We start from the raw sequence: 24,572 nt of genomic DNA, 5'->3' as shown, positions 1-24,572 counted from the left end.
GCCGTCGCCCGTCAAGCCACGGCCTGGGATCGGTGAGCAATGCGCGTGCCATATCGGCCATATCGGCCATATCGGCCATATCGGCCATATCGGCCATATCGGCCATATCGGCCATATCGGAGCGGTTCAACGGCGCCGCGTTCGCTGCTTTTCCTATCCCCGCTCCAATACCGTCATTTCGCGCACGAGCACCAGCAGCATCGACAAGCTCGCGCCGCCCGACGCGCGTTGCTCGGCAACCAACTGCGCGAAGCGCGCAAGTTGCGGTGCGCGCTGCTCGCGCCAAGCCGCGGCAATCGCATCGGCCGACGCACGTTCGGGCGCGTGCGTCAGCGCGCTGACCGTCAGCACGCGCTTGAGCCTCGCAAGCTCGGCAAGCGCCGCGGCACGCGCGAGCATGTCCCAATGCGTGTGCGTCGGCAATGCGCTCGCGCGCTCGCCAATGAATCCGTAATCGAGCAATGTGCCGAGCGCAAAGTAGACGCCCGCCACGAGTTCCAGCGGCTGATCGACGTTCGATGCCACCTCGGCAATGTCCAGCACCGCCGCCGACATGTCGCCGCTCGCGATGCGTCCGGCCAGATCGGCATCGACGCCTTCCTGCTCGAGCGCACGCCGGCGCTCGTCGAGCGCTGCGAGTTCGGCGCTCGGCAACAGGGTCGGCAAGCGCGCAACCAGCCGCGCCGCCGCCTCACGGCAACGCTCGATCAACGCGCGAACGCCCGCGCTGTCGCGTGCGCCCTGTTCTGTCTGCAATTGCCGCAGGAACCACAGCGCCACGCGTTCCACGAGCCGCGCAACGTCGACGAACATGCGGGCTTGCACGTCGTCGGCGACCCGATTGTCGAGGGCATCGATGCGCAGCCAGAGGTCGTCGATACCGAAAACGTCGCGCGCCATCATGCACGCGCGCACGATATCGCTCGTCTTCGCGTCCGTCTCCTCTTGCAGCCGGTGCACGAATGCGCAGCCCACGCGGTTCACCAACGCATTGGCCAGGTGCGTGGCGAGAATCTCACGCTTGAGCGCATGCCGTGCGGCGGCTTCGGCGAAGCGCGTTTGCAGGGGCTTGGGGAAGTACTCGCGCAGCATGTCGGCAACGAGCGGGTCTTCCGGCAAGTCCGATTCGAGCAGCTCGTCGTAGAGCCACATCTTGCTGTAGGCCAGCAGCACCGCGCGTTCGGGCGACGTCAACCCGGCTTTGGCCGCTTGCCGTTCGGCGATTTCCTCGTCGTTCGGCAGGAACTCGATCGCCCGATTCAAGCGGCCGGCGCGTTCGAGTGCGCGCATGAGACGCGCCTCGGCTTCCAAGAGCTCGCCCGTGTAGCGCCCGGCAATCGAGAGCGCCTGCGTCTGCTGATAATTGTCGAGCAGCACGAGCAGTCCGACTTCATCGGTCATTTCCGCCAATAACGCGTTGCGCTGCTTTTCGGTCATCTCGCCATCGGCAACGACGAGCCCGAGCAAGATCTTGATGTTGACTTCGTGGTCGGAGCAATCGACGCCGGCCGAGTTGTCGATGGCGTCGGTGTTGAGGCGTCCGCCCTTTTGCGCGTATTCGATGCGGCCCAATTGCGTGAGGCCCAGATTGCCGCCCTCCGCGACCACTTTCACGCGCAATTGAGCGCCGTTGACGCGTACGCCGTCGCTGGCGCGGTCGCCGACCTGCGCGTGCGTTTCGCGCGTCGCTTTCACATAGGTGCCGATACCGCCGTTGTAGAGCAGATCGACTGGAGCAAGCAAAATCGCACGGATCAGTTCGTTCGGCGCGAGCGCTGTCGCCGTGATGCCGAGCACGGTCTGCACGGCCGGCGAGATCGGGATCGCTTTCGCGGTACGCGGGAAGACGCCGCCGCCAGCCGAGATCTTCGTGTGATCGTAATCGGCCCAACTCGAGCGTTCGAGCACGAAGAGCCGCTCGCGTTCGGCAAAGCTCGTTTCCGGGTCCGGATTGGGATCGAGGAAGACGTGTCGATGATCGAAGGCAGCCACGAGCCGGATATGGCGCGAGAGCAGCATGCCGTTGCCGAATACGTCGCCCGACATATCGCCAATGCCGACGACCGTGAAGTCGGTCGTCTGCGTATCGGTGCCCATCTCGCGGAAATGGCGCTTCACCGATTCCCAGGCGCCGCGCGCCGTAATGCCCATCTTCTTGTGGTCATAGCCGACCGAGCCGCCCGAGGCGAATGCATCGTCGAGCCAAAAGCCGTACTCGCGCGCGATCGCGTTCGCGTAGTCGGAGAACGTGGCGGTGCCCTTGTCGGCGGCGACGACGAGATACGGATCGTCGCCGTCGTGACGCACGACGGCGGGCGGACCGACGATCGCGCCGTTTTGGCGGTTGTCGGTCACGTCGAGCAAGCCGCGCAGAAACGTTTGATAGCAGGCGATGCCTTCGCGCATCATCGCCTCGCGATCGCCCGCCGCCGGCGGATTCTTGACGACGAAGCCGCCCTTGGATCCGACCGGCACGATGACCGTATTCTTCACCATCTGCGCTTTCATGAGCCCCAGCACTTCGGTGCGGAAGTCCTCGCGCCGATCCGACCAGCGCAAGCCGCCGCGCGCGACGCGCCCGCCGCGCAGATGCACACCCTCCACGCGCGGCGCGTAGACCCAGATCTCGAACATCGGCTTCGGCTCGGGCAGCCCGGGCACGCGCGACGGATCGAGCTTGAACGAGAGGTAAGACAGCGGCTCGCCGTGGCTGTCGCGACGGAAGTAGTTCGTGCGGACCGTCGCGTTGATGACGCCGAGAAACTGCCGCAAGATCCGGTCTTCGTCGAGATTCGGCACCTGGTCGAGCGCGGTTTCGATACCGTGCAGCAGCGCGTCGGCGCGCGTGGCGCGCGCGGGCCCGAGCGTCGGGTCGAAACGCGAGAGGAACAGCTCGACGAGCCCGCGCGCCAGTGCCGGATTGCCGGTCACCGCGCGTTCGACGTAAGCGTCGCTGAACGTCGAGCCCACTTGCCGCAAATACTTCGCATAGGCGCGCAGAATCGACACTTCGCGAGCGGCGAGCTGCGCCCGCAGAACGAGCCGGTTGAAGTCGTCGTTCTCGACTTCGCCTGCCCACACGCGCGCAAACGCTTCCTCGAATAGCGCTTTCACGTGCTCGATGTCGAACTCGACGTCGTCCGTCAATTCCAGGCCGAAGTCGTGCACCCAGGCCGGTGTCGCGCCTGCAGGCTCGATGAGATAGGGACGCTCTTCGTCGACGCGCACGCCCAGGTGCTCGAGCATCGGCAGGCTGCGCGAAAGTGCGATCGACTGTCCGGCGCGATACACCTTGAATCGAAACGCGCGGGGCGACGCTTCGATCGGCCGGTACAGATTCATCGAGAGCGTCTCGTTGCGCTGCGCCGCTTCGATGAGTTCGATGTCGCGCACCGCGGTGCGCGCGGCATAATCTTCACGATATCCGGCCGGGAACGAATCGCCGTAGCGTTGCAGCAACCGATTGCCCTCCTCTTCGCCGAAACGCTCGAGCAGCGCGTCGGCGAGATCGTCCTGCCAGCGGCGCGTGGCTTGGACGAGCCGCGCCTCCAACTCTTGCGTGTCCACCTCGGGCAGCACGCCCGTATTCGTGCGCACGACGATGTGAATGCGCGCGAGCGGCGATTCCGACAACAGTGGCGTGAATTCGACGCTCGTTCCGTTGAACGCGCCGGCAAGCAGCTTCGCGATGCGCCGTCGCAAGTCCGTGTTGTACTTCTCGCGCGCGACGAATACGAGGCACGAAACGAAACGCTCGAAGCGGTCGCGCCGCACGAACATCCGCGTGCGCTGGTGCTCCTGCAGGCGCAATATGCCGAGCCCGATGTCGTAGAGATCGTCCTCGTTCGCTTGAAACAGTTCGTCGCGCGGATACTGCTCGAGGACGGTGACGAGCGACTTGTGCAGATGCCCTTTCGCGAGAAACCCCGCGCGCCGCACGACGTTCGCGCATTTGCGCCGCACGATCGGAATGTCGTTGATCGAACCCGTATAGGCCGTCGACGTATACAAGCCCAGCATGCGGCGCTCGCCGACGAGCTTTCCGTCCGGCCCGAACAGCTTCACACCGACGTAATCGAGGTAGCCCGGCCGATGCACGGTTGCTCGGGAATTGGCCTTCGTCAGGAAAATCGGCGAGTCTCCTTCGATGATCTCCACCGCGGCGCGCGGCAGCGGCGTGAGGTCGGGCGCATCGGCAAAACGCAAACTTTCGCGCAAGATGCCCGCGCCGGTTCCGTCCACGCCGCGCAGCGCGAAGCCGCCCTCGTGCGGCACGAGCACGTAGTCGCGCAGGCCCAGGAACGTGAAATGATCGGCCGCCATCCACTCGAGAAACGCGCGGGCCTCGAATGCTTCGTCGCTCGATTCACGCGCGGCCAGCGCCTTGATCGTCTCCTTCGCGACAGCCTGCATCTTCGACCAATCTTCGACCGCCGCGCGCACGTCGGCGAGCACACGCCCGATGTTCGAGCGCAACTCGGCCAATTTTGCCGCTTCGCTGCAGCGATCGATCTCGAAGTGGATGAATGACTCGAGACGCGAGCGATGAGCCGACGTCTCCTCGCCGCTCGTCGCGCCGCCCGGCTCGATGCGAGCGATCGCGCCTTGCGCGTCGCGCCAGACGCGGTACACCGGATGGATCGCCGAGTGCAGCGTCAGCCCGCAGCGATTGACTTCCATCGTTACCGAATCGACGAGAAACGGCATATCGTCGTTGACGATCTCGATGACGGTGTGATCCGAATGCCAGCCGTGTTCGTCGAGCACCGGGTTGTAGACGCGCAGCGCAGCCGTGCCCGACACGAATCGCTGCGCGGTCTGCCAATGGGCCATCGCCGCGCCGTAGAGGTCGGCGATGGCGCGGCTTTGCAAGTCTTGCGCGTCGACGAGTTCGTAGTAAAAGCGCAGAAACGATTCGAGCGGGACGAATGCGGCTTCGGACCATCGCCCTCGCGCATACTCGAGGACGTCCGCGAGCAAATGGGCGACGGCTTCTTCGTTGTTCGCTAGCATGGTGCCTCCGCGGCGGGTGACGATGCTCGACGTTCAATCAGCGGCTCGGCCTGCTCGGCCAGGTGAGCGCGATTATGCGCCAGTCGAAGGCACGACGACAGCCGAGGCATTCCCCACCCCATCGCCCACCCACGCCGCGATCGCATCGGCGAGCCATGCGGGATCGTCGTGGGGAAGGTCGTGTCCGGCCCAGGGATGCTCGATCAGCGTTGCGCCCCATGCGGCGGCCAGCTTCGTCGAGCACACGGGATGGACCAGCGCGTCGTCGCGCGAAGCCAGCACGAGCGTCGGACAGCGCGGCGCAAGCGGCGTACCGCGAAAGCGCGCGGCCGCCAAGAGTTGCCGCAATGCGTTCGTCCGCGTAGGCGGTGCGCTTTCGTAGATCTCGATCCAGGCGGCGAGATCCGCCTCGCGCTCGTCCTCGCGACGGCACGTCAAAGCATGAATCGCCGCTTCGGCCACACGCCTGTCTTGCCTGCCGCGCCAGCGCCACGCCGCTCGCAACGCCCGCGGCCATGCGCTGGGCCGCAGCCGCTCGTGCGGCCCGCTGTATCGGTGCATGCTCGTGTTGATGAGCACGAGCCGCTCGATCTCGGCCGGAAAACGTTGCGCCCAATCGACGGCAACCATCGCGCCGAGCGAGAGCGCGACGACGCGGTACGGCGGCGCATGTCCGTCCACCGCGAGGCGGGCGCGCACGAAGTCCGTCGTCGCAGCGATGCTCGTCGGCGCACGCAGATCCACATGCTGCCCGCTACCGGGCAGATCGAGACAGACGATCTCCGCGTCCAAGCCGCTCGCTCGCAGCCGAGCGGGAAATTGCGCCCAGTGCCTCGCCTCGCGCGTCAGCCCGCGCAGTAGGATCCATGCACTCATGCTCGCCGCCTGCGGTACCAATACTCGACCGCGCACGTCATCAACCGATCGCGGCTTGCGCCGCACGGCAGCCAACGCCGCGCTGCATACGCGGCGCGTGCAAGGAAGTCCAGCAGGTTCGTATGACGCCGCAGCACGCGCTCCGTGCGATGCGCTTTGATGGGATTGAACATGCCCTCGCGCCGCAAGATCTGCAGCGGATTCTTCTTGATCCAAAGCCACGAGCCGAGCTCGAGCGTGAGCGGCAGGAAGATCGACGGCGCGCGGCGCTTGTCGTACGCGCAATCCCACAGATCGCCGTGAGCGAGGTACTGCATGCTCTGCGGCCCAAACAAATAGCCGTGATGCGGATGCGCTTGCTCGAACATGGCCTTGAGCACGAACATCTCCGGCAAATGCGCGATGTGTTTCGTCGACTTCGCGTAAGGAAACCAGATGCTGTCGCGAAAGCCGTAGCCCGAATGGCAATCGAGCGCGAAACTGAGCGGCCGCGACAGCAGTTCTTCCTCCACGACACGCAGCAGTGTAGCGGCTTCGAGCTCCATCGGCGCACCGCTCGCGCCGCGATACCAAGGCAGCCAAGGCCCGATGCGCTGGCCGCCGGCCAGAAACGGCACGCGTCCTTCCGCATTTTGCGGCGCGTTGCGCATGAGGTCGACACCGTTGGGATTCGAGCGCGTCATGGCCCACATGCCACCGGGATTGACGATCGGCATGAAGACGAGCCGGATCCCGCGCAATTGTTCTTGCAGCAACGCGTCCCATTCGAGCCGGGCCACGAGCGAACGCATGTAGTCGAGCAGCAACTGCGTGCCGATGCGTTCGAGCCCGTGGATGCCCGCGAAAAAACCGATGGCCGGCACCTGAGGGTCGAGCGAGCCGAGCGTGGCGACGTAGATCGGAAATGCGTGACCGCCGGCGCTCACTTCGGACACGGCGCGCACGGCCATGCGTCGACTGCCCGCGTCCAGAATCGCCTTCAATTCCTCGTATTCGGCGAACGTGGTCTTGGGCAACGAGGGAAGGACGGCTGTCATTGCTTGCAACCCGAGCGTCGATCGAAGGGGGCGGCCGGCGCCGCGGAAGACTCACTCAATATAGGTCGTTTTCTACGATTTTTAGCGCCTCGCGCGCACGTTTTTCTCGATATCGCACCGAAGGCATCGAAGAGATCGACGCTCAATCCGGCTGCGCACAACCCAAGGCAGCAGACAAAGTGGTCCTCTCTTTTTCGCGGAAATGGCTCTAAATCTAAGAGCCAAAGCTGGCTATAGTCGCCGTACCGAGCCGGCCGGAGCACCCGCCGACCCAGCCACCATCGATCCGGCAAGACGAGGAGAACACCGTGAAGAATTCCGACCTGCAGGCTCGCAAGGATGCCGCCACGCCGCGCGGCGTCGGCGTGATGTGCGACTTCTACGCGGCACGCGCCGAAAACGCCGAGCTCTGGGATGTCGAGGGCCGCCGCTTCATCGACTTCGCCGCGGGCATCGCCGTATTGAACACGGGACACCGCCATCCTCGCATCGTCGCCGCCATTGAAGCGCAATTGGCGCGCTTCACGCACACGGCTTACCAGGTCGTGCCGTACGCATCCTACGTGGAGCTTGCGGAAAAGATCAACGCCCGCGCGCCCGGCACGTCTCCAAAGAAAACAGCATTCTTCACCACCGGCGCCGAAGCCGTCGAGAATGCCGTGAAGATCGCCCGCGCCGCGACGGGCCGCCCTGGCGTGATCGCGTTTGCCGGCGGGTTTCACGGGCGCACGCTGATGGGCATGGCGCTCACGGGGAAGGTCGCCCCGTACAAAGTCGGATTCGGCCCGTTCCCGTCCGACGTCTACCACGCGCCGTTTCCGAATCGCGTCCACGGCGTCACGACGGCCGATGCGCTGCATGCCGTCGAAACGCTGCTGAAAGCGGACATCGAGCCGATTCGCGTTGCGGCCATCGTCTTCGAGCCCGTGCAAGGCGAAGGCGGTTTCAACGTCGCGCCGCCCGAATTCGTGCGGGGCCTGCGCCGCCTCTGCGACGAGCACGGAATCGTCCTCATCGCCGACGAGGTGCAAACGGGTTTCGCCCGCACAGGCCAGCTTTTTGCGATGCAACACTACGACGTCGCCGCCGATCTGATCACGATGGCGAAAAGCTTGGCGGGCGGCATGCCGCTGTCGGGGGTCGTCGGCCGCGCCGATTTGATGGATGCCGCGGCGCCCGGCGGCCTTGGCGGCACCTACGCCGGCAATCCCCTTGCACTGGCCTCGGCGCATGCCGTGCTCGACATCATCGACGAAGAACGGCTCTGCGAACGTGCCACGCGGCTCGGCGACACACTCAAAGCGCGTCTTGAAGCGTTGCGCACCGACATTCCGCAGCTTGCGGATATCCGCGGCCCAGGCGCGATGGTCGCCGCCGAGTTTCTGCAACCCGGCACGCGCACGCCCGACGCCGCATTCGTCAAGCGCGTGCAGGCGCACGCGCTCGAGCGTGGCCTACTGCTGCTCGTCTGCGGCACTTACGGCAACGTCATCCGCTTCCTGTTTCCGCTCACCATCGAGACATCCGTGTTCGACGACGCACTCGGCCTGCTCGAGGAAGCCTTGAAGGAAAGCGTCGGTGCGATGGCGTAAGCTGTTTGCTTCCGCCCTGCCGATTCACCGTTGGAGTTGAACTGACATGCAGAACATCGAACCGATCGATCTGAAAGACCCTTCGTTGCTGAAAACGAAGGCATTCATCGCCGGAAGCTGGCAAGACGCCGACAGCGGCGCCACGTTCGAAGTGCGCAACCCGGCCACGGGCCGCGTGCTGGCGACGGTACCTGAAATGGGTGCGGCCGAAACGCGGCGTGCAATCGAAGCGGCAAACGCGGCTTGGGCCGCGTGGCGTGCGCAACCGGCCAAAGCGCGCGCGGCCGTGTTGCGCAAGTGGTATGAGCTCTTGCTCGCCAATGCCGACGACCTCGCCGCCATCATGACGGCCGAACAAGGCAAACCGCTTGCCGAAGCGAAGGGCGAGATCCAGTACGCCGCATCGTTTCTCGAATGGTTCGGCGAGGAAGCGAAGCGCGTCTACGGCGACACGATTCCGAGCCCGACGAACGACAAGCGCCTTGTCGTCGTGAAGGAGCCGATCGGTGTCTGCGCCGCCATCACGCCGTGGAACTTCCCGGCCGCGATGATCACCCGCAAGGTCGGCCCTGCGTTGGCGGCCGGATGCCCGTTCGTCGTCAAGCCGGCCGAGGCCACGCCGTTGTCGGCGCTGGCGCTCGCCGTGCTGGCCGAGCGCGCCGGCGTGCCGGCCGGCGTCCTGAGTGTCATAACGGGCGAACCGAAGGCGATCGGCGCCGAGATGACAAGCAACGCGCTCGTACGCAAACTCTCGTTTACGGGCTCGACGGCCGTCGGCCGGCTGTTGATGTCCCAATGCGCGCCGACGGTCAAGAAGGTCTCGCTCGAACTCGGCGGCAACGCGCCGTTCATCGTGTTCGACGACGCGGATCTCGATGCGGCCGTGGTCGGCGCCATCGCGTCGAAGTATCGCAACAGCGGGCAGACCTGCGTCTGTGCGAACCGCTTCTACGTGCACGAAAAGGTGTTCGACGCGTTCGCCGCCAAGCTGCGCGCGGCCGTCGAACAATTGAAGGTCGGCCGCGGCACCGAGCCCGGCGTGACCCAAGGCCCGCTCATCAACGAGGCGGCCTTGTTGAAAGTCGAGGCGCACATCGCCGATGCGCTGTCGAAGGGCGCAAAAGTCGTGACGGGCGGCAAGCGGCATGCGCTCGGCCACAACTTCTTCGAGCCGACCGTGCTGGCCGGCGCCACGTCGGCCATGAAACTCGCGAAGGAAGAAACGTTCGGCCCCGTGGCGCCGTTGTTCAAATTCTCGAGCGACGACGAAGTGGTGCGCTTCGCCAACGATACCGAGTTCGGCCTCGCCGCCTACTTCTACAGCCGTGACATAGGCCGGGTTTGGCGGGTGGCCGAAGCGCTCGAGTACGGCATGGTCGGCATCAACACAGGCATCGTCTCGAACGAGGTCGCGCCGTTCGGCGGCGTCAAGCAATCAGGCCTCGGACGCGAAGGATCGCATTACGGCATCGACGAATACGTCGTCGTCAAGTATTTGTGCATGGGGCTTTAAATCCAATCGCCCGCTTTTCGAGATGTTGCATTCGCTCGGCATCCGGTGGTTTACTAGCAGCGCCTTATTTTGGTGCGGTATGCTTTGCGCCGCGCTGCCGGAGCACGGCAGCATGGGACAACCATCGGCCGCCCTGCCATGCGGAACGGCGCCTCGATGCGACAGCCGCCGCATTGGGGTCGATCGAACTACTCGAGGAGTCAACGTGAAAAAATTGTTAGCCGCCGTGACCATCGCCACGCTCGCCGTCTCGGCCGGCGTGGCGCAAGCGAAAGACTGGAAGACCATCCGTTTCGGTGTCGACGCGAGCTACGCCCCCTTTGAATCGAAAGCGCCGAACGGCAAGGTCGTCGGCTTCGATATCGATCTCGGCAACGAGATCTGCCGCCGTCTGCATGCGAAATGCGTTTGGGTCGAGAACGACTTCGACGGCATGATCCCCGCGCTGAAGGCCAAGAAGTTCGACGGCGTGCTGTCGTCGATGACGATCACGCCGCAACGCGAAGAACAAATCGCTTTCTCGAAGCCGCTGTTCGATACGCCGACGGCGCTCGTCGCGAAAAAGGGCTCGGGCCTGCTGCCGACGGCCGATTCGCTCAAGGGCAAATCGGTTGGCGTCGAGCAGGGTACGATTCAGGAAACGTACGCCAAGCAGAACTGGGAACCGAAGGGCGTGAAGGTCGTTCCCTACCAGAACCAAGACCAGGTCTACCAAGATCTGCAATCGGGCCGCCTCGACGCCGCCTTGCAAGACCAAGTGCAAGCGGAGCTCGGCTTCTTGAAGACGCCGCGCGGCAAGGACTTCGCGCAGGCCGGCCAACCGATCCCCTCGGGCGCGGCCGCGATTGGCCTGCGTAAGGACGATACCGATCTGAAGGCCGACATCGACCAAGCCATCGACGGCATGATGCACGACGGCACCTACAAGAAGCTGGAAGCGAAGTATTTCGACTTCGACGTCGCTCCGAAGGGCTGATCGCCAACCGGGCGCGGCTGCGCCCGAGCACCGCCACACCAAAGGCTCCGCGTCAAACCGGAGCCTTTTTTATATTGCGTGTCGCTTCGCACTTAGAACACCGCCCCGCGCCGACGTACAATCGAACACCCATCCCTCGCGGCATGGCGTGCATGAACGGCGCCGAGAATCGTTATGCAAAAGAAGATCCATCCGTTGATTGCCCCCTCGCTCGGCACCGAGCGCACGTTGACGAGCTTTCATTACGGCCCTGAGGGCGGCCAAAAGGTCTACGTGCAATCGTCGCTGCATGCCGACGAGTTGCCGGGCATGCTCGTCGCCTGGGAGCTGCGGCGCAAGCTGGCCGCCTTGGAAGCCGCGGGCAAGCTGCGCGCCGAGATCGTCGTCGTGCCGGTGCCGAATCCGATCGGGCTCAATCAACACGTGCTCGGACAAATGATCGGCCGCTTCGAAACGAACACGGCGACGAATTTCAACCGCAACTTCTACGATCTCGCCGCGCTCGTGATCCCCCGCATCGAAGGCCGCTTGACCGGCGATGCCGCCGCCAATCTTCAGGCGGTACGCACGACGATGCGCGAAGCGCTCGCGGCGCAAACGCCACGCACCGAACTCGAATCGCAACGGCTTGCGCTGCAATGCCTGTCGCACGATGCCGACATCGTGCTCGATCTGCATTGCGACTTCGAAGGTGCGATGCATCTCTACACGAACCCCGATCTGTGGTCCGACGTCGAACCGCTCTCGCGCTACCTCGATGCGAAGGCGTCGTTGCTCGCGCTCAATTCGGTCGGCAATCCGTTCGACGAAATCCACAGCTTCTGCTGGTCGGAGTTGCGCGCACGCTTCGGCAACCGCTTCCCGATTCCCAACGGCTCGATTTCGGTCACCGTCGAGCTGCGCGGCCAAGCCGACGTTTCCTACGCGCACGCCGAGCACGACTCGCAAGCGATCGTCGAGTATCTGACGCATCGCGCGCTCATCGAGGGCACGCCGGCGCACCTGCCGCCGCTCGCCTTCCCCGCTACGCCGCTCGCGGGCACCGAGCCGCTGATCTCGCCGATCTCCGGCGTACTCGTATTCCGCGTACCGGCCGGCATCCGGATCGAAAAAGGCCAAGACGTCGCCGACATCGTCGATCCGCTGACCGATCGTGTCGAAACGGTCAGGGCCGGCACGTCAGGCGTCCTTTATGCTCGACATCGAACCCGCTTTGCCACTGCCGGCATGGAAGTCGCCCGGATCGCGGGTACGACACCCTTGCGCAGCGGCAGTTTGCTGTCGGCCTGAGCCCAACGTACCTCTTTCGCAGCGTCAGTACGCCTACTAAGCGCACTGCCTTCACGACCATTTATCGAGCCAGTCGAGCACCGCTTCGACGCGCCTGTGCTCGTCCGTCGATGCGGCCAACGCTCGAATGTCGATCGCGATCTTGGGTCTATCCCCGTCCAGGTCGGCCAGCGAGAAGAGCCATACATAGGTACGCAACGCACGTTCTCTGAAATTGAACACACTGTCACCGACGGTCACGCGTGCGTCCTGACCCACGCATGCATATCGGATATCTCGGGTCGCGTCGGCGCCGTATTTCCTGATCATGATTTCCAACATCTTTTTCAAAGGCGCCGTGATCATGTAGCGCTTCTCGACACCCCGATGACAGTCCTGCAAGCAGCGTTTGGCCGCGAAAGCGTGCAACTGGCCCGAAAGATTGCTCGTGGATCGCAAAAAGGACAGGTCACGCAGCAACAGGGCAACGATCTCGTTGACGCGAAACATGTTCTGACGCTGCAGCGGCTCGAGGGACGCTATCGTCAAGTGCCGGAGCGGCGATCGGAAGATGCCCATGTGCGTTGTGAACGGAACGTCCCGATGGGTTGTCACCGTCATGCACATCTCGATGTTCACGGCCGACCGGGCAAAAGTATGCTGTGCGATCGGGCCGTAGGTTGCAGCGGCAACCCAGACTTGGCTTTCGGGCGTCCTATCGAAAGCGGTGAGCGCATCTAAAAACCCTTTCACGGCCTGGACCCAACCGTCCTTCATCTCTCGACTGAAATTCACGTTCAGCACGATCATTCGCATCGCGCAGACGTAGGTTTTCCAGAACACAACGTTATCGGCGGTGAGCGGGATCAAATGGAACGAAAGCCGTTCTGTCAACGGCACAGGCAGGGAAGGCGAACGCGTTGCCAACAATGCGGTTCTGCAAAGATTGAGCGGCGCTGGGCCGCGATGCGGCAACACGCGGCAATGGCAAAACGGACAGAGGAGTGTCATATCCCTGTTGTCGGCAAATTTCTTCATGCACCGCGGGCACTGATAGAACGCCATGGGAACACCTCTCGATCAAAGGTTACGGAGCGTATGGGTGAATAGGTGTAACGCCGTGATACACGAGCGCATGCCACGGCGCATACAAATCCTTTTATTTCATGCGGTTATCGCTCTTTGTGGCACACGGCTCGATGCGCCGAGCCCCGCGCCTTAAGTTTGGCTTAATTCTGCACTGCGACTATGCGCCCATACCACCCCTGTTGAGCCGCCGGAGCATCGGCGGCGTTTTTTTGTTCCCCTACGCGTGGCGGCCGCACGGCCCGTGCGGTGCCGTAACTGGAAACGGCCATGATCGAAGATACGGTGTTCAAGCATATGCGCACGATGCTCAAGCGCGAGCATGCCTTACCGGTCCAAAGCTGCCGCGTATCGACGCCCGTGCAGCGTCCCTGGGGGCGCACCTACCGGCTAGTCGAATGGACGATGCACAAGGATGCGCCTTCGCATCGCTGCGTCGTACCCGCGGAATATACCGATACGGATATTGCGCGGCTCGTCGCGTCGCATATTCCCGGGCGCGTCTATGTCGACGAGGTCGGCTGAACTGCAAAAATCAAGCCGCGACGTCATTGTCCAATGACGCGTTGTCGCGTTCTCTGCTAGGCTGGCAGGCCAATCACCTCCATTCCCCTGTCTCTCGATGGATAACACTTTCAACGAGCGTGGCGTCATGATCACGCGCAACGGGCTTAGCGCGGGCGGCCAGATTTTTTCGTTGCGCGAGATTCAAGGCGCCCGCATCGAGACGATTCAAAAAAACAAAATCCTCCCGCTGTCGCTTTCGCTGGCCGGCCTAGCCGTCGCGATCGCAGGTGGCGTGTCGAGATCCGGCGCGGCGCTCACGCTCGGTGCGATGCTGATCGTCGTCGGCATACTCGCGTGGTACACGCAGGACATCAAGCACCGGCTCGTGGTCTCGACGCAAGGCGGGGATCGGGAAGCATTGTCGAGCCCCGATTCGGATTTCGTGAAACGCGTCGAGCAAGCGCTGCAAAGCGCGCTTGCATCGATCCGAAATACGATTGTCCAGTAGTCGTAGTCGTAGTCGTAGTCGCAGCAGCAGGGGCGCGGGCCCTCGCCCCTGCTACTCCAGCATCAGCGGCTTGACGCGCCAAATGTCGCGTGCGTACTCGCCAATCGTACGGTCGGACGAAAATCGCCCCATGCCGGCCACATTCTCGATCGCACTGGCCGTCCATGCGCGCGGATCGCGAAAGCGCGCATCCACGGCATCTTGGGCAGTGGCGAACGCGGCAAAATCGGCCAGCACCATGTAGTGGTCGCCCCAATCCACGAGCGTGTGGAAGATGTCGGAAAAGCGATGCGGGTCGCCATCGGCGAAATAGCCGGAGCGGATCTGATCGAGCGCGAGCCGCAAGTGCGGGTCGTGCTCGTAGATTTCGCGCGGCCGATAGCCGGAGGCGCGCAATTGCCCGACGCCATCCGCCGTGTGTCCGAAGATGAACATATTCTCTCGCCCCACCGCCTCGCAGATTTCGATGTTGGCACCGTCCATCGTGCCGATCGTCAAGGCACCATTCAACGCGAGCTTCATGTTGCCGGTACCCGACGCCTCGGTGCCGGCCATCGAGATTTGCTCCGACAAATCGGCAGCGGGAATCATGAGTTCCGCCACGCTGACGCCATAATTCGGCACGAACACGACCTTCAATCGATCGCCTACGAGCGGATCGTGATTGATCTTCTCGCTGACGTCGCCAATCAGCTTGATGATGGTCTTCGCCATTTTGTACGCCGATGCCGCCTTACCGGCGAAGATGACCACGCGCGGCACCCAATCGTCGTTCGGACGCGCGCGAATGCGGTTATAGCGAGCGATGACGTGCAGCACGTTGAGCAGTTGCCGCTTGTACTCGTGAATCCGTTTGACTTGCAAATCGAACAGCGCGTCGGGGTGAATCGTGCAGCCCGTCTCATGAAGCAGCCGCTGCGCGAGACGTATCTTGTTGCGCCGCTTCGCCGCGCGAAACTCCGAGGTAAACGCGTTGTCGTCCTTGAGCGCGCGCAGCTTGCCGAGCTCGAACAAATCGGTGCGCCAGCGCTTGCCGATATGCGCGTCGATCAATTGCGACAGCGGGCGGTTCGCTTGCGAAAGCCAGCGCCTCGGCGTAATGCCGTTCGTCACGTTCGTGAATCGCTCGGGGAAAACGCGCGCGAATTCGCTGAAGAACTCGCGCTCCATTAATTGCGAATGGAGCTGCGACACGCCGTTGACCTTCTGGCTGGCGACGATCGCCAGATGCGCCATGCGCACGCGGCGTTGCCCATATTCGTCGACGAGCGAAACACGGCGAATCACCTCGAGGTCGTGCCCGAAATGCTCGCTCGCTTCCTTCAGGAAATCGGCATTGATCTCGAAGATGATTTCGAGGTGCCGCGGCAACAACCGTGCAAGCAGGTCGACATCCCATGTTTCGAGCGCTTCGGGCATCAACGTGTGATTGGTATACGAAAACACTTGATGGACTATTTTCCACGCGCGATCCCATGGCACGTGATGAATGTCGACGAGCAACCGCATCAACTCGGGAATCGCCAGCACCGGGTGCGTATCGTTGAGGTGAATCGCGACTTTCTCCGCGAAACGGCCGAACGTGCTGTGCGTGCGCTGATAGCGGCGAATCAGGTCCTGCATCGTCGCGGATACGAAGAAGTACTCTTGGCGTAGCCGCAACTCGCGGCCGGCAGGCGTGGAATCGTCCGGGTACAGCAATCGCGACACGTTCTCGGAATGCTCCTTCGTTTCGACGGCACGGCGATAATCGCCCTGATTGAACGCGGACAGATCGAGTTCCTCGGTCGCACGGCCGGACCAAAGCCGCAGCGTATTCGTCGCGCTCGTGCCAAAGCCTGGGATCACGGTGTCGTACGCCATCGCACTGACGTGATCGGTATCGACCCATTCGACGCGCCCGTCGTGCACGATCGTGCGCCCGCCGAAGTGAACGATGTATTGCACTTCGGGCCGCGGAAACTCCCAAGGATTGCCCGCGCGCAGCCAATAGTCGGGCGTCTCGACTTGTTCGCCGCGGACGATCTGCTGCCGGAACATGCCGTACTCGTATCGAATCCCGTAGCCGAACCCCGGAATGGCAAGCGTTGCCATCGAATCGAGAAAACAAGCAGCCAGGCGGCCGAGGCCGCCGTTGCCGAGCGCGGCATCGGGCTCGAGATCGGTCATGGCCTCCATATCGACACCTAGGCTCGCCAAGGCCTCCTTCATCGAATCGTAGATTCCGAGAGCGAGCAACGCGTTCGTGAACGTGCGGCCGATGAGAAACTCCATCGACAGGTAATAGACACGCTTGACGTCTTGCTCGTATTGCTGCCGCGTGGTTTTCATCCAGCGCGCGACGAGCCGGTCGCGCACGGCGAGCGCCGCGGCGTTGAGCCAATCCTGCGGCCGAGCCGCAACGGCGTCTTTGCCGACGCCGTACATCAAACGATTAGAGATGGAGCGCCGCAGCGCATCGACGGTACTGTTGAGCTGGTCGAATTCCAGATCGACGGCTGTCATCGAAAACCTCCTCGGGCAAACAGCGGCATGCGCCTTGCTGACACGCGGCCCCGAACGCTCACCGCTGAAATATTCAGGTTACGTCATTTTGCGCAGACGTGAAGGCAACGCTTCGCGACCTCGCGCTCGAGCGCAACGTTGGCCTCCCGGCGCGCACCGGCCTAGTATGAAAGGACCGTCGGCGCTCAACGGAGATCGGTATGACAACGCAAACGAATATCCATTCGGTCATCGGCATGCTTCACGCGCAAGAACTGCTGACGCTATCGGTCATCCGCGCGCTGCCGCCCGACGTGCGATGCAGAATCGCCGACGAATTGAAAGCGCACGCGGAACTGTCGACGCAGCCGCAACCGAGTGCATCCGGCGAGCGCGACTCGCTAGAGGCGTTCCGCACGCACGTGAAACGGCTTGCGATCTTGCTGGCGTCGATGTCGTAGGCACCCAGCACGGCCAGTGCCCGCCAGGTGAGCGGATCAGCGAGGCAGATAGGCGAGCGGATCGATAGGCTTGCCGGCCTTGCGGATTTCGAATTCGAGGGTGCCGCGTCCCGACGCGTCGGCGCCCATTTGTGCAATGGGCTGCCCCTTTATGACAGGGTCGCCTTCCTTCACCATGACGTCGCCGTTCACCGCATAGCCTGAAACGACATCGCCACCATGCTTGACGACGATGAGCGACTTGTATTGATCGACCCCCGTGCCCACGTAAATCACGGTCCCGTCGGCCGATGCCTTCACGACCTCGCCGGGCTGCCCCGTGATGACGATGCCCTTGACGTTGCCCGCATCGGTCAGCCGCACGACTTTCCCATAGGCCGGCCACGCGGGGCGCACGACGAGGCCCTCGCCGGAAGATGCGCCGGCACCCGGCGGTGGCGCAACGCGCAGCACCTGCCCAGGCGTCAGCATAGCTGTGCGCGGCAGATTGTTCCATGCCGCCAGGTCGTCCGCACGCTGACCAAATGCAGCCGCGATACCGGGAAGCGTGTCGCCGGGATTGACGCGATAGTAGCCGGCCGCTACGCCGGGCCGCTGCTGCGCAGGCGGCTGCGAAGCGAACGGCGATCCGCCGAACCACTCATCGCCCGTTGCACAGCCTCCGAGAAACGTTACGCCGGCCAACGCCAGCGCAACCGGCGCCCACGCAAGGCGCTGTCGTGCACGAATGCTCACCGTCTTCACTCTCGGCCCTCGATCGATGCATTTGTCTTGGGAACCCGATCCGCCGGCAGCCTGACAAACCGCTTGCGCCGACGACTCGGACATTTGTCGTCCTTCACGATCGTACCCGCCGAGCATCGCACATCCCGGCGCGTAAAAGCAAAACCAAAGGCGAGCAAAACCAAAAACGCAAAACAAAACTGGCTCGGGCCCCCTTGCGGGAGCCGCGAGCCAGCCGGTCCTACTCAACCGATCGCTACGCTCAGACCAATGGGGCGCGATCGCGTTCCGTCAATGCGGTTTAACGGCCGTAATACAGCGAGTGCACGCCGTCGACGTTCGTCGGATGCAACTGCACAGGTGCGCCGGACTGCGACGAACCCGCCGCCACACCGCCGTAGCCGGTCGCGCCTTGGCCTTCGTTCACGCGCTGCTCGGCCGCTTGAATGTCGTTGGGGTAGTTCGGGCTCCTAGCGCTCGGGTTGTAGCCGGCCTGTTCCACGTTGATCAAGTCCTGACGCACTTGCGCGCGAGTCACCGGACCGTTGTCAGACGATTGAGCGAACGAAACGAGCGGAATCGACAGAGCAGAAGCTGCCACCATTGCATACACGAGTGATTTCATGATCAACCTCCGAAACTGTGGTTCGCCACATGCGATGTGCCGCAGCGATTGACCACAGTCTAGTCAGCCGAACACCTAGGGAAAACCACTAATTCGACGAAATAGAATTTCTTAAGAAGCAACAATCCACGCATCGCCCGGAAGCTTCTCGATAAAACACCACCTCAATTGCTCATTTTTTGCACACTCTGCGGCACAGCACTCATCGCCTAAGCCCATGTCGCATGAAAGCTGCCTTCGCGATCGATACGCTCGAACGTATGGGCGCCGAAGAAATCGCGCTGCGCCTGCACGAGGTTCGCGGGCAGCCGCTCTGACCGATACGCGTCGAAGTAGGCGATCGCCGAAGCAAATGCCGGTACCGCAACCCCGGCTGTGACGGCCGCCACGACGATCTCGCGCAGCGCGGCCTGATAGTGTTCCGAAATCTCCCGGAAATAAGGGTCGAGCAGCAGATTCGCGAGCGCCGGATCATGCGTATAAGCATCGGTGATCTTCTGCAGGAATCGCGCCCGGATGATGCAACCTGCTCGGAATATCTTGGCGATGCCGCCGAAATCGAGGCTCCATCGATACTCTTCCGAGGCCGCGCGCAACTGCGCAAAGCCCTGTGCATAGGAGATCACTTTGCTCAGATAAAGCGCGCGGCGCACGGCTTCGATGAAGGCGGTGCGATCGCCGGCGAACGGCTTCGTCTGTGGCCCCGACAACACCTTGCTCGCGGCGACGCGCTGCGTTTTCAGCGACGACAGCACACGCGCGAAGACCGACTCGGTGATCAGCGGCAGCGGCACGCCGAGATCGAGCGCATTCTGGCTCGTCCACTTGCCCGTGCCCTTTTGCGCTGCGCGATCGAGGATCACGTCGACAAGATCGCGGCCCGTTTCCTCATCCCGCTTGCCGAAAATCTTGGCCGTGATGTCGATGAGATAGCTGTCGAGTTCACCCTCGTTCCATTGCGCATAGACTTTTCCCAGCTCGGCGTTCGAGAGCCCCGCCACCTGCTTGAGCACGGCATAGCTTTCGGCGATCAATTGCATATCGCCGTACTCGATACCGTTGTGCACCATCTTCACGAAGTGGCCTGCGCCGTCGGGGCCGATATAGGCCACGCAAGGCTCGCCGTCGGGCGCTTTCGCTGCAATCTGCGTCAAGATCGGCGCGACGAGATCGTAGGCATCGCGCGGTCCGCCCGGCATGATCGCGGGCCCCTTGAGCGCGCCTTCCTCGCCGCCCGACACGCCCGTGCCGATGAAATGCAGCCCCGCCTGCGCAAGCTCCTGATTACGGCGAATCGTATCGGTGAAGTGGGTATTGCCACCGTCGATCAGCACGTCGCCTTTGTCGAGCAACGGCTTGAGGGCAGCGATCGTCGCATCGGTGGGTTCGCCGGCTTTGACCATCAGTAGAATACGTCGCGGTTTTTCGAGCGAGCCGACGAACTGTTCGAGCGATTGCGCCGGCACGAGCTTGCGATCGGGAAATTGCGCGACGAGCTCGTCCGTCTTCGCGCTACTGCGGTTGTAGACCGCGACGGTATAGCCGCGGCTTTCGATGTTCAGCGCTAGATTGCGGCCCATCACCGCGAGGCCGACGACGCCAATGGCTGGTTTGCTCATGTGTCGAATTCTCCAAGATACCGACGTGCCGGCATCGTTCGCCGCACGTCATGACGAAATGACCTTCAACGATTCGAGACCGAGGGGGCAATGCACGCAGCCAACGCGGACAGCGCCTCGTCGCACGGCACCTCCACCTTCAACGAAAAAAGTGCATCGGCACGCGTGAGTCCAATATTGACTGCGGCAATCGGCGTGCCCGCGCGTGCCGCCCACGTGCAAAAACGATAGCCGGAAAACACCATCAGCGACGAGCCGACGACGAGCATTGCATCAGCGGCCTGAAGCGCTTGCATGGCCGCGGCGACGCGTTCGTGCGGCACGTTCTCGCCGAAGAAGACCACGTCGGGCTTGAGCATGCCGTTGCAGTGCGGGCACGTCGGCACACGAAACACGTCGAGCGCCGCCCACTCCAAATGGGCATCGCCATCGGCGCTTGCCACCGCGCTTGCGTCGGCAAGCGCCGGATTGTCACGCAACAGCAGCATTTGGATCGCGGCGCGCGGATGGCGAATGCCGCAGGCGAGGCACAGCACTTCATCGATACTGCCGTGCAGTTCGACGACATCGGCGCTCCCCGCTCGTTGATGAAGGCCATCGACGTTCTGCGTCACGAGACGTCCAATGCGGCCCGCGGCGCCGAGCTGCGCCAGCGCGCGATGAGCCGCATTCGGTTGCGCCTGAGCGAGCATCGGCCAGCCGACCATGCTGCGCGCCCAATATCGGCGCCGCGCGTGCTCGGAATCGCGAAACGCCTGCCATTGAATCGGTTGCGCGCGCATCCAATCGCCCTTCAGATCGCGATAGCCGGGAATGCCGGACGCCACGCTCACGCCCGCACCCGTCAAGACGAACAGCCGCGCGTGCGTCGCAACGAACTCGCAGAGGGCATCGAGCGCCGCGGCGCCGCCCGCCTGCGCATGAGACGAAAGCTCGGGCAGTCGAATCGAAGCGGGCGATTCCGATTCGGTCATGATGGGCGGCCACTCCTCTAACAACGCGCGAACGGCGACGACGCGCATTCTACGCCGTTCGAGGTCGGCGCGTCGGCGGCTTGCTCGTGGACGAGCGATGCTTGGCTCGTCCTTCAGAACGCGCGAAGACGTCTCATAGTTTCTCGCCGGCAAGCCGAGCCGCGAGGAAATCGATCAGCAAGCGCGTACGCGCCGGCATCTTGTGCGTGCGCAGCCATAGCGCAAACAACGGCAGCGGAGCCGGTTCGTACTCGGGCAGCACAATCCGCACGCGATCGGCTTCGAGCGCGTCGCGGATTTGCCAGAACGCGGCGAGCCCGACCCCGAGGCCGCCGATGACGGCCGCGTTGACCGCCGCGACCTGATCGCTTTCGAAGCGCCCGGCCACCGTGACCGAGGCGGGCGTGCCGGCACGCGCCGTGAAGTTCCAGCGATAAGGGTTTGCCACGCCGGTTCGTACGACGCATGCATGCGATGCGAGATCCTCTGGCGTGCGCGGCTGCCCGTGCGCCGCGAGGTAGGAGACGGACGCGAATGTCACCCGGCGGACGTCGGCCAGCTTGCGCGCCACCAAACGCGAATCGGGCGTCTCGCCGATGCGCACGGTCACGTCGGCACCGCTCGTCGCCGGGTCGTTGAACTCGTCTGCGAGCGCAACGGCGACAGTGAGCTCCGGGTGACGCTGCAAGAATTCGGCGATGAGCGGCACGACGTAGCGCGGCCCGAACAACGTCGGCGCGTTCACGCGCAACCGTCCCGTCAATCGCTGTGCATCTTCGGCCAATTCCGTTTGCGCGATCTCGAGATCGGCAAGGATCGCCTTTACGCGGCTATAGAACCGCTCCCCGGCGGCGCTCAATTGCGAGGTGCGCGTCGTGCGCAAGACGAGCGTCGCCCCCATCGCGCCTTCGAGCGTCTGCAAGCCGCGGCTCACCGCTTGCAGCGATCTGCCGAGCCGCCGCGCCGCGCCCGTCAGGCTCCCCTCCTCGGCGATGGCCACGAAGGTTTCGAGCTCGCGCAACGATTGCATCTTTATTCTCCCGATTTTACGGATTATGTATCCATCAGACCGCCAATTACTTACTTCATACGGGAGAGTAGCATCGAGCCGTTCTTATTTCCAAATTCATCGAAAAGAGGTGCTTGCATGAATGCCTGCCCGCAACGCACGTTACTCGCCTCGCGGCCGACCGCGAACCGCGACGGCGTTCCCACGCTGCTGTTCGCCACGCTCGTCGGCGTGGCCGTGCTGCCGCTCTACGCCTCGCAAGTCATGCTCGGCGCGCTCGATGCGTCGCTGCATCTGCGCGCGTGGACCACGCTTATCACCGCGCTCACGATGCTCGGTTATGCGGTCGGCCTCGTCGCGCTCGTTCCGCTCGTCGATCGATTGCCGAATCGTCCGCTGATCGGCATCACGCTCGCCGCGGAAGCCGTTTTCTTGATCGTTGCGGCCGGCTCACCAACGCCGAGTGCCTTCCTCGCGGCGTCATTCTCGATCGGCGTCACGGCCAGCGCGATCCAAATGCTCGTCCCCGCTGCCGCCGCGCTGGCGCCGCCGCAGGCGCGCGGCGCCGTCGTCGGCAACGTCATGAGCGGGCTCATGCTGGGCATCCTGCTCTCGCGCCCGCTCGCGAGCATTGCAACACATGCATTCGGATGGCGCGGCTTCTTCATCGCGGACGCTGCGCTGCTGGCGATCGTCGCCGCGTTCGCCGTGCCGCGGCTGCCCGCGCTCGTGCCTGATGCCAAGCCCTCCTATCGCTCGTTGATCGCCTCGCTCGCGCGCCTCGTCGCCTCGATCGACGTGTTGCGTCGACATGCGCTTTATCAAGGACTCCTAATGATCGGCTTCAACACGTTCTGGACGAGCGTTGCGGTCGTGTTGTCGCGTGCACCGTTTCATTGCAGCGCGGCGCAAATCGCGACGTTTGCGCTCGCCGGCGCCGGCGGCGCCGTAGCCGCACCGATCGCCGGACGCGCAGCCGATCGCGGCTATGCACGGCAAGCGAAGCAAACGGCACACGTCGTGGCGATCGTCGCCGTGATCGCGGCCGCATGGGCATTGACGGCGCCGCTGCCGCACACGCTCGCGCTTGCGCTCGCCGCGGCATCGGCCTTCCTGCTCGATGCCGGCGTCATCGCCGATCAAGCGTTGGGCCGTCGCGCGATCAATCTGCTTGCGCCCGAAACGCGCGGTCGAGTGAACGGCTTGTTTACTGGCCTATTCTTTGTCGGTAGTGCGGTCGGTGCCGCGCTGGCCGGTCCGGTGCTTGCTTCGATCGGATGGCTAGGCGTAACTACCGTCACGCTGATCGCGTTCGTTGCCGCCGCGGTGATTCATCAGATGCATCGCGATCGAGCGCCGTCCTGATCCATACCTACACACTTAGGAGAACGAAATGAATACCTCGAATTGGACTCGCTCGAACATCCGATATCAAACTGTCAACGTCGACGGACTGAACATCTTCTACCGGGAAGCCGGCCCGCAAGACGCCCCCGTTCTGCTGCTCCTGCACGGTTTTCCTTCGTCGTCCCGGATGTATGAAACGCTGCTGCCGCCGCTTGCCGATCGCTTCCGCCTCATCGCGCCCGATTACCCGGGCTTCGGTCACAGCTCGGCGTTGCCGCCCAGCGAATTCGTCTACACATTCGATCATCTCGCGCAAATCATGACGCGCTTCGTCGATACGCTGAAGATCAATCGCTTCGCGCTGTTCGTGCAGGATTACGGCGGCCCCGTCGGCTTTCGCATGGCGCAAAGCCAACCGGAGCGCATTCGCGGGATCGTCGTGCAAAACGCAGTGGCGCATGACGCGGGGCTCGGGCCGCTGTGGGAAACGCGCAAGGCATTTTGGGCAGATCGATCGCGGCACGAAGCCGCATTGCGCGCGAACCTGCTCTCGTTCGATGCGACTCGACTGCGGCATATCGGCCATACGCCGAATCCCGAGCGATACGATCCGGACGCGTGGCACGATGAGTTCGCGTTCCTCTCGAGCCCCGGGCAGATCGACATTCAAACGGAGCTCTTTTACGACTATCGAACGAACGTCGAACGCTATCCGCAATGGCAGCAATACATGCGCGACTATCAGCCGCCGATGCTCGTGGTATGGGGAAAGCACGACCCGTCGTTCATGGTCGAGGGCGCGCATGCGTATCGGCGCGACGTACGCGATGCACAGGTGCATTTACTCGAGGCGGGCCACTTCGCACTCGACGAGGCCTGCGATGAAATTGCGATGCACACGCGCCGCTTCTTGTCGTCGCTCGACGACGCCGCATAATCACGGCCGGTAGCGC

19 protein-coding genes are annotated in these 24,572 nt (G+C 63.3%); 9 read left to right on the top strand and 10 right to left on the bottom strand.

Annotated elements, in window-relative coordinates; all coding sequences use genetic code 11:
• Positions 1-153 precede the first annotated feature (153 nt).
• The 3 genes from J3485_RS21680 to J3485_RS21670 form a co-directional block, all read right to left on the bottom strand.
• Positions 154-5,013: an NAD-glutamate dehydrogenase gene (locus J3485_RS21680; protein ID WP_206956378.1), complete on the bottom strand. Its 4,860-nt coding sequence runs from the start codon at positions 5,011-5,013 to the stop codon at positions 154-156.
• A 72-nt stretch (positions 5,014-5,085) separates the two neighbouring features.
• Entirely contained in the window at positions 5,086-5,889 is an 804-nt protein-coding gene (locus J3485_RS21675; protein WP_206956377.1) for an alpha/beta fold hydrolase, read from the bottom strand.
• Complete coding sequence (locus tag J3485_RS21670) at positions 5,886-6,926, bottom strand: M14 family zinc carboxypeptidase (protein WP_206956376.1); 1,041 nt, start codon at positions 6,924-6,926, stop codon at positions 5,886-5,888. The genes J3485_RS21675 and J3485_RS21670 overlap by 4 nt, the downstream gene beginning before the upstream one ends.
• 308 nt (positions 6,927-7,234) lie before the next feature.
• Between J3485_RS21670 and gabT the strand changes: the two genes are divergently transcribed.
• The 4 genes from gabT (at position 7,235) to J3485_RS21650 (ending at position 12,297) form a co-directional block, all read left to right on the top strand.
• Complete coding sequence (gabT, locus tag J3485_RS21665; RefSeq protein WP_206956375.1) at positions 7,235-8,518, top strand: 4-aminobutyrate--2-oxoglutarate transaminase; 1,284 nt, start codon at positions 7,235-7,237, stop codon at positions 8,516-8,518.
• Positions 8,519-8,564: 46 nt separating this feature from the next.
• A complete protein-coding gene (locus tag J3485_RS21660; RefSeq protein WP_206956374.1) occupies positions 8,565-10,031 on the top strand; it encodes an NAD-dependent succinate-semialdehyde dehydrogenase in 1,467 nt (488 codons plus the stop codon).
• 205 nt (positions 10,032-10,236) lie between these two features.
• The gene (locus tag J3485_RS21655) at positions 10,237-11,007 is read left to right on the top strand and encodes an ABC transporter substrate-binding protein (protein ID WP_206956373.1); all 771 of its coding nucleotides are present in this window, start codon (positions 10,237-10,239) and stop codon (positions 11,005-11,007) included.
• 174 nt (positions 11,008-11,181) lie between these two features.
• On the top strand, positions 11,182-12,297 hold the full coding sequence (locus J3485_RS21650) for a succinylglutamate desuccinylase/aspartoacylase family protein (protein WP_206956372.1): 1,116 nt from the start codon (positions 11,182-11,184) through the stop codon (positions 12,295-12,297).
• A gap of 51 nt (positions 12,298-12,348) precedes the next feature.
• Here the strand turns inward: J3485_RS21650 and J3485_RS21645 are convergent, their stop codons facing one another.
• On the bottom strand, positions 12,349-13,314 hold the full coding sequence (locus tag J3485_RS21645) for a hypothetical protein (RefSeq protein WP_206956371.1): 966 nt from the start codon (positions 13,312-13,314) through the stop codon (positions 12,349-12,351).
• 318 nt (positions 13,315-13,632) lie between these two features.
• On the opposite strand from J3485_RS21645, the gene J3485_RS21640 reads away from it, so the two are divergent.
• On the top strand, positions 13,633-13,887 hold the full coding sequence (locus J3485_RS21640; RefSeq protein ID WP_206956370.1) for a DUF2866 domain-containing protein: 255 nt from the start codon (positions 13,633-13,635) through the stop codon (positions 13,885-13,887).
• 97 nt (positions 13,888-13,984) lie between these two features.
• Complete coding sequence (locus J3485_RS21635) at positions 13,985-14,377, top strand: DUF6232 family protein (RefSeq protein ID WP_206956369.1); 393 nt, start codon at positions 13,985-13,987, stop codon at positions 14,375-14,377.
• Positions 14,378-14,428: 51 nt separating this feature from the next.
• Here the strand turns inward: J3485_RS21635 and J3485_RS21630 are convergent, their stop codons facing one another.
• Positions 14,429-16,882, bottom strand: a complete 2,454-nt coding sequence (locus tag J3485_RS21630; RefSeq protein ID WP_206956368.1) for a glycogen/starch/alpha-glucan phosphorylase — start codon at positions 16,880-16,882, stop codon at positions 14,429-14,431.
• Between the two features lie 200 nt (positions 16,883-17,082).
• Between J3485_RS21630 and J3485_RS21625 the strand changes: the two genes are divergently transcribed.
• Positions 17,083-17,322 carry a hypothetical protein gene (locus J3485_RS21625; RefSeq protein ID WP_242538879.1) on the top strand — a complete coding sequence of 80 codons (240 nt, stop codon included), beginning with the start codon at positions 17,083-17,085 and terminating at the stop codon, positions 17,320-17,322.
• 36 nt (positions 17,323-17,358) lie between these two features.
• On the opposite strand, the gene J3485_RS21620 is transcribed toward J3485_RS21625, so the two are convergent.
• The 5 genes from J3485_RS21620 to J3485_RS21600 all read right to left on the bottom strand — a co-directional run bounded on the left by J3485_RS21620 (position 17,359) and on the right by J3485_RS21600 (position 22,293).
• Positions 17,359-18,066 carry a peptidoglycan DD-metalloendopeptidase family protein gene (locus J3485_RS21620; protein WP_309477070.1) on the bottom strand — a complete coding sequence of 236 codons (708 nt, stop codon included), beginning with the start codon at positions 18,064-18,066 and terminating at the stop codon, positions 17,359-17,361.
• A 280-nt stretch (positions 18,067-18,346) separates the two neighbouring features.
• Positions 18,347-18,670 (bottom strand): DUF4148 domain-containing protein, encoded by a 324-nt coding sequence (locus tag J3485_RS21615; RefSeq protein ID WP_206956366.1) that lies wholly within the window; start codon positions 18,668-18,670, stop codon positions 18,347-18,349.
• Between the two features lie 209 nt (positions 18,671-18,879).
• Complete coding sequence (gene gnd, locus J3485_RS21610; RefSeq protein ID WP_206956365.1) at positions 18,880-20,289, bottom strand: NADP-dependent phosphogluconate dehydrogenase; 1,410 nt, start codon at positions 20,287-20,289, stop codon at positions 18,880-18,882.
• A gap of 65 nt (positions 20,290-20,354) precedes the next feature.
• A complete protein-coding gene (locus J3485_RS21605; protein WP_206956364.1) occupies positions 20,355-21,263 on the bottom strand; it encodes an NAD-dependent protein deacetylase in 909 nt (302 codons plus the stop codon).
• Positions 21,264-21,396: 133 nt separating this feature from the next.
• Positions 21,397-22,293, bottom strand: a complete 897-nt coding sequence (locus J3485_RS21600) for a LysR family transcriptional regulator (RefSeq protein ID WP_242538878.1) — start codon at positions 22,291-22,293, stop codon at positions 21,397-21,399.
• A gap of 117 nt (positions 22,294-22,410) precedes the next feature.
• Here J3485_RS21600 and J3485_RS21595 point away from each other — a divergent pair, with 117 nt between their 5' ends.
• Positions 22,411-23,637: an MFS transporter gene (locus J3485_RS21595; protein WP_206956363.1), complete on the top strand. Its 1,227-nt coding sequence runs from the start codon at positions 22,411-22,413 to the stop codon at positions 23,635-23,637.
• A gap of 28 nt (positions 23,638-23,665) precedes the next feature.
• The gene (locus J3485_RS21590; protein WP_206956362.1) at positions 23,666-24,556 is read left to right on the top strand and encodes an alpha/beta fold hydrolase; all 891 of its coding nucleotides are present in this window, start codon (positions 23,666-23,668) and stop codon (positions 24,554-24,556) included.
• Positions 24,557-24,572: the final 16 nt, after the last annotated feature.

This window comes from Trinickia acidisoli, from assembly GCF_017315725.1.
Lineage (GTDB): Bacteria > Pseudomonadota > Gammaproteobacteria > Burkholderiales > Burkholderiaceae > Trinickia > Trinickia acidisoli.
The sequence above is the reverse complement of the archived record's forward strand: the minus strand, read 5'-3'. Positions and strand labels throughout refer to the sequence as shown.

Bases quoted from the DNA above. Each gene is read 5' to 3' on its own strand.
- J3485_RS21680 (WP_206956378.1), bottom strand. From the start codon at position 5,013: ATGCTAGCGAACAACGAAGAAGCCGTCGCCCATTTGCTCGCGGACGTC.
- J3485_RS21675 (WP_206956377.1), bottom strand. From the start codon at position 5,889: ATGAGTGCATGGATCCTACTGCGCGGGCTGACGCGCGAGGCGAGGCAC.
- J3485_RS21670 (WP_206956376.1), bottom strand. From the start codon at position 6,926: ATGACAGCCGTCCTTCCCTCGTTGCCCAAGACCACGTTCGCCGAATAC.
- J3485_RS21660 (WP_206956374.1), top strand. From the start codon at position 8,565: ATGCAGAACATCGAACCGATCGATCTGAAAGACCCTTCGTTGCTGAAA.
- J3485_RS21650 (WP_206956372.1), top strand. From the start codon at position 11,182: ATGCAAAAGAAGATCCATCCGTTGATTGCCCCCTCGCTCGGCACCGAG.
- J3485_RS21645 (WP_206956371.1), bottom strand. From the start codon at position 13,314: ATGAAGAAATTTGCCGACAACAGGGATATGACACTCCTCTGTCCGTTT.
- J3485_RS21640 (WP_206956370.1), top strand. From the start codon at position 13,633: ATGATCGAAGATACGGTGTTCAAGCATATGCGCACGATGCTCAAGCGC.
- J3485_RS21635 (WP_206956369.1), top strand. From the start codon at position 13,985: ATGGATAACACTTTCAACGAGCGTGGCGTCATGATCACGCGCAACGGG.
- J3485_RS21630 (WP_206956368.1), bottom strand. From the start codon at position 16,882: ATGACAGCCGTCGATCTGGAATTCGACCAGCTCAACAGTACCGTCGAT.
- J3485_RS21625 (WP_242538879.1), top strand. From the start codon at position 17,083: ATGACAACGCAAACGAATATCCATTCGGTCATCGGCATGCTTCACGCG.
- J3485_RS21615 (WP_206956366.1), bottom strand. From the start codon at position 18,670: ATGAAATCACTCGTGTATGCAATGGTGGCAGCTTCTGCTCTGTCGATT.
- gnd (WP_206956365.1), bottom strand. From the start codon at position 20,289: ATGAGCAAACCAGCCATTGGCGTCGTCGGCCTCGCGGTGATGGGCCGC.
- J3485_RS21605 (WP_206956364.1), bottom strand. From the start codon at position 21,263: ATGACCGAATCGGAATCGCCCGCTTCGATTCGACTGCCCGAGCTTTCG.
- J3485_RS21600 (WP_242538878.1), bottom strand. From the start codon at position 22,293: ATGCAATCGTTGCGCGAGCTCGAAACCTTCGTGGCCATCGCCGAGGAG.
- J3485_RS21595 (WP_206956363.1), top strand. From the start codon at position 22,411: ATGAATGCCTGCCCGCAACGCACGTTACTCGCCTCGCGGCCGACCGCG.
- J3485_RS21590 (WP_206956362.1), top strand. From the start codon at position 23,666: ATGAATACCTCGAATTGGACTCGCTCGAACATCCGATATCAAACTGTC.